The 4,738-nt window shown below is 63.1% G+C and carries 5 protein-coding genes; 4 read left to right on the plus strand and 1 reads right to left on the minus strand.

What is annotated here, in order from left to right:
- The coding region (locus EN750_RS19185; protein WP_127397341.1) for an MBL fold metallo-hydrolase at nt 1-949 on the minus strand (949 nt) is incomplete at its 3' end.
- 262 nt (nt 950-1,211) lie between these two features.
- Between EN750_RS19185 and EN750_RS19190 the strand changes: the two genes are divergently transcribed.
- The 4 genes from EN750_RS19190 to EN750_RS19205 all read left to right on the plus strand — a co-directional run.
- On the plus strand, nt 1,212-1,751 hold the full coding sequence (locus EN750_RS19190; protein ID WP_023811288.1) for a protease inhibitor Inh/omp19 family protein: 540 nt from the start codon (nt 1,212-1,214) through the stop codon (nt 1,749-1,751).
- A gap of 53 nt (nt 1,752-1,804) precedes the next feature.
- Nucleotides 1,805-3,004 carry a cell division protein ZapE gene (zapE, locus tag EN750_RS19195; protein ID WP_127397342.1) on the plus strand — a complete coding sequence of 400 codons (1,200 nt, stop codon included), beginning with the start codon at nt 1,805-1,807 and terminating at the stop codon, nt 3,002-3,004.
- 373 nt (nt 3,005-3,377) lie between these two features.
- A complete protein-coding gene (gene mdh / locus EN750_RS19200) occupies nt 3,378-4,346 on the plus strand; it encodes a malate dehydrogenase (protein WP_127397343.1) in 969 nt (322 codons plus the stop codon).
- 43 nt (nt 4,347-4,389) lie between these two features.
- Nucleotides 4,390-4,738 (plus strand): ATP-grasp domain-containing protein (locus EN750_RS19205; protein WP_348629599.1); only part of this gene is annotated, 349 nt, incomplete at its 3' end.

Raw genomic sequence — 4,738 nt, forward strand, 5'->3', positions numbered from 1 at the left:
TGCCTTGATCGTCAAGCGCCTCGGTCAATTTGCGCGCCGGCTCGTCGATCGGCTCGTCAGTGAGCTGGAAAGTTCCCCAATGACAGCCGGCGGCATGGGCGGCATTGCACAGCGTCATGCCTTGCACCGCTTCCCAGGGGTTCTGGTGCTGCGGCGCCATGAACCAGCGCGGTTCATAGGCGCCGATCGGCAGGATGGCGAAGCGGAAACCGCCATGTTTCTCGGCCATCCGCCGGTAGTTGATGCCATTGTGAAAGCCGGTGTCGCCGGCGAAATAGAGCTTGCTGTCAGGCGTTTCGACGACGAAGCCGGCCCACAGCGCCATGCGCCGGTCGCGGGCGCCACGCGCCGACCAGTGATGCACCGGCTCTACATGGACGGCGGCGCCATTGCCGATCTCGACCCTGTCGCCCCAGTCATGCGCCGACAGTCGCATGCCGGGCACGGCGGCTTCGATGATGGCGTCGTTGCCGAGCGGAGTGAGCACCAGCGGGTCGTGGCCGGCCTTCAGCCGCTTCAACGTGGCGAGGTCGAGATGGTCGTAATGGTTGTGGCTGACCAGCACGAGGTCGATCGGCGGCAGGTCGGCAAAGGCGATGCCTGGCGCATTGATGCGTTTTGGTCCGGCGAAGGAAAGCGGCGACGCGCGCAGCGACCAAACCGGATCGGTAAGAATGTTCAGACTTGCCGTCTGGACCAGCAAGGTGGAATGACCAATCATGGTCACTTCCAGCGCGGCGCCCTCGACCCTTGTCGCCGGCTTTGCCTGCGGAAAGGGGCTTGCATCGCTCGCCGGCCATTTCGAGCGCTGGCCATTCAACTGCCATTTCAGCAGGTCGGCGAAACGGCCGGGTGGCTGGCCGTCGGGATTGAAGAACAATGCGCCGTCGAAATGGTCGCTGGGCGGGCCGCTGTAATAGCGATTGGCGGCAGTCTTTCTCGCGGCCAATTTGCGGCTCCAGCAGGGTTTCGTTTTCCAGACATAGGCGCTGAGGCGGTTCGCGCAAGCGTCCACCGACGAAGTGTTGACCGGAATTCCCAAGCGACGCGCGACAAACGGTCAGCCGTGGCGATTGCGATAAATTTGCAACAATTCTTGCTGCAAACTGTATTTTAACCATATCGGGTTGAAATTTCGCCACCTTCTCCATCTTGGTGGGGGTGAGATTGTGCGGACGGCTTCCCCCCAGCCGGATCCGACGGAGGTTGGAATGACTTTTTCGAAAACCGGTCTGGTGGCCGTATCGCTGGCGGCCCTCGTTGCGAGTGGCTGTTCGACCTCACGTTTTTCCTCGATGGATGACCAGCAGCCGGCACCGCTGGAGGCCGCGCCCGCCGGCAAGGTGACGGCGAACCAACTGCCGCCGCCGGCATCGCCCGGCACCACCGACCCTTCGCAATTCCCGACCGCGCCGGCGAACACCCAGGTCGCCGCGCTGCCTTCGGACGGCTCGGCGCCGGCCGGCGCTTCCGACGTGACCGCCGCCAGCGTCGCCGGTGTCTGGAACGCCAGCGTTGCGGGCCAGAGCTGCAAGGTGGCGACACCGCAGACCAAATTCGGCGCCGGCTTCCGCGCCGGGCCGCTGCATTGCCCGGCGCCGATGGACGGCATCAAGTCGTGGAACGTCGCCGGCAAACAGCTGACGCTCTATGACGAGAGCGGCGGTGCGCTGGCGCGGCTCTATTCCTCGGGCGGCTCGAAATTCGACGGCCAGACTTCCAACGGCCAGCCGATTTCACTTACGAGATAGTTTTTGTTTTACGCAATTCCGGTTCCCGGAATTGCTCCAGAACGACGTGACCGATGCATCTGCGTGACGGCCTTCAGACCCATGCGACCGTCAGGCAGCGCTACGACCATCTGGTGGAAACCGGTACGATCGACCGCGATCCGGCGCAGGAACGGATCGTTGCGGCGCTTGACCGGCTGACCGATGAAATTTCGGCCAAGCGGCTGGCGCATAAGTCGAGCGCGCTGGGCTGGCTGTTCGCCCGCAAGCGCGAGACCCATGAGGCCGTCAAAGGCCTCTACATCCATGGCGGCGTCGGTCGCGGCAAGACCATGCTGATGGACATGTTCTTCGACTTGCTGCCGGTGCGGCGCAAGCGCCGCGTCCACTTCAACGACTTCATGGCCGACGTGCAGGACCGTATCCAGAAGCACCGGCAGGCGCGCAAGAATGGCGACGTCAGGGAAGACGATCCGATCCCGCCGGTGGCCAAGGCCCTTGCCGAGCAAGCCTGGGTGCTGTGCTTCGATGAGTTCTCGGTCACCGACATTGCCGACGCGATGATCCTGTCCAGGTTGTTTTCGGCGCTGTTTGCCAGCGGCGTGGTGCTGGTCGCCACCTCGAATGTGGCGCCGGAAAACCTCTACAGCGACGGGCTGAACCGCCAGCTTTTCCTGCCCTTTATCGGCATACTGGAGCGGCACACACAGGTGCTGGCGCTCGATGCCGACAAAGACTACCGGCTGGAAAAGCTCGCCCGGACACCGGTCTATGTCACGCCGGCCGATGCGGCGGCGGACCAGCTACTCGACGAGGCCTGGCAAGCCATGACGCGGGGCGCGCCGACCGCCGAGACATCGATTGCCCTCAAAGGACGGCAGGTGATCGTGCCGCGTGCGGCGGGCGATGCGGCGCGGTTCTCCTTCGCCGATCTCTGCGAGAAGCCGCTTGGCGCGCGCGATTTCCTGGCAATCGCCGGGCGCTTCTCAACCATTTTCATCGACCACGTCCCGGTGCTCGGCGAAGGCAAGCGCAACGAAGCCAAGCGCTTCATCCTTCTGATCGACACGCTCTACGACCATCATGTGCGGCTGGTGATGAGCGCCGAAGCGCCGCCGCAAGCGCTTTATGCAGCCAAGCGCGGCGTCGAAGTCTTCGAGTTCGAGCGCACCGCATCGCGGCTGACCGAGATGCAAAGCCGCGACTGGCTGGAGGATTGGGCGGAGCGGCAGAAAGGGAAGCCGGCGCTAGATGCAAAGCAGGCGCAGGCCTGAGTTTCCAGAGATCCGTTGGTAGCGATCTTTCGTGCCCCCCGTCGGCAAGACAGAGGGGGACGCTGTCCCGCCGACCTCGGCTACCCGCATCACAAGGGCGTCATCGCCCGCATCCGGCCTTACGATCTCCATCTTCATCGGCTACTTCTTCCCAAGTCGGCTTACAAACTTTGACGTTTACGTAAATCCCAAATGATCTAACCGATTGAAAATGCTGACGCCAAAATAATCGTTTGAATTTTTTCTGTGCCGGGGCTATTGGGTGCGGCGAAAATTCGCGGTTCCCCGCAGCATTCCGGCCTCTTCTTCGACGCCGCCATCAAGTCACCAGAGATTTGAGACGTCGTCACCGACAAAGGGAAAACATCCTCACATGGCACGCAACAAGATAGCGCTTATCGGCTCTGGCATGATCGGCGGCACGCTCGCTCACATGATCGGCCTCAAGGACCTCGGCGACGTGGTGCTGTTCGATATTGCCGAAGGTATCCCGCAGGGCAAGGGGCTCGATATCGCGCAGTCGTCGCCGGTCGATGGCTTCGACTCCAGGCTCACCGGCATCAACGAATATGCCGGCATCGAAGGCGCCGATGTCTGCATCGTCACCGCCGGTGTGCCGCGCAAGCCCGGCATGAGCCGCGACGACCTTTTGGGCATCAATCTCAAGGTCATGGAACAGGTCGGCGCCGGGCTGAAGAAGTATGCGCCGAAGGCCTTCGTCATCTGCATCACAAACCCGCTCGACGCCATGGTCTGGGCGCTGCAGAAGTTCTCGGGCCTGCCCAATAGCCATGTCGTCGGCATGGCCGGCGTGCTCGACAGCGCGCGCTTCCGCTATTTCCTGGCCGAGGAATTCAAGGTCTCGGTCGAGGACGTCACCGCCTTCGTGCTCGGCGGCCACGGCGATTCCATGGTGCCGATGATCCGCTATTCGACGGTATCGGGCATTCCGCTGCCCGACCTCATCAAGATGGGCTGGACCTCGAAGGGGAAGCTCGACCAGATCGTGCAGCGCACCCGCGACGGGGGCGCCGAGATCGTCGGCCTGCTCAAGACCGGTTCGGCCTATTACGCGCCGGCCGCTTCGGCGATCTCGATGGCTGAAGCCTATCTCAAGGACAAGAAGCGCGTGCTGCCCTGCGCGGCGTATCTCTCCGGCCAGTATGGCGTCAAGAACACCTATGTCGGCGTTCCCGTGGTGATCGGCGCCGGCGGCGTCGAGCGTATTATCGAGATCGAGCTCAACAAGAGCGAGCAGAAGATGTTCGACTCCTCTGTGGCGACGGTGCAGGGCCTGACCGAGGCCTGCGTCAAGATCGCGCCGCAACTCGCCTCCAAATGAATCTCCAGCAAGTGAACCCCCAGTCGATCCGGAGACCATCCAGATGAACATCCATGAGTATCAGGGCAAGGCGCTGCTGAAGAGCTTTGGCGCGCCCGTGGCCGAAGGCGTGCCGGTGTTCAAGGCGAGCGAAGCGGAAGCCGCCGCCAAGGCGCTGCCGGGCCCGCTTTATGTGGTGAAGAGCCAGATCCATGCCGGCGGCCGCGGCAAGGGCAAATTCACCGAGCTCGGCCCGGACGCCAAGGGCGGGGTGCGGCTGGCGAAATCGGTGGCCGACGTCGTCGCCAACGCCAACGAGATGCTGGGCAACACGCTGGTGACCAAGCAGACCGGCCCGGCCGGCAAACAGGTCAACCGTCTCTACATCGAGGACGGCGCCGACATCGAACGCG

The sequence above is a fragment of the Mesorhizobium sp. M7A.F.Ca.ET.027.03.2.1 genome (assembly GCF_003999175.1).
Lineage (GTDB): Bacteria > Pseudomonadota > Alphaproteobacteria > Rhizobiales > Rhizobiaceae > Mesorhizobium.

Excerpts from the sequence above, each read along its gene's own strand:
- EN750_RS19190 (WP_023811288.1), top strand. The coding sequence starts at position 1,212 with ATGACTTTTTCGAAAACCGGTCTGGTGGCCGTATCGCTGGCGGCCCTC.
- mdh (WP_127397343.1), top strand. The coding sequence starts at position 3,378 with ATGGCACGCAACAAGATAGCGCTTATCGGCTCTGGCATGATCGGCGGC.
- zapE (WP_127397342.1), top strand. The coding sequence starts at position 1,805 with ATGCATCTGCGTGACGGCCTTCAGACCCATGCGACCGTCAGGCAGCGC.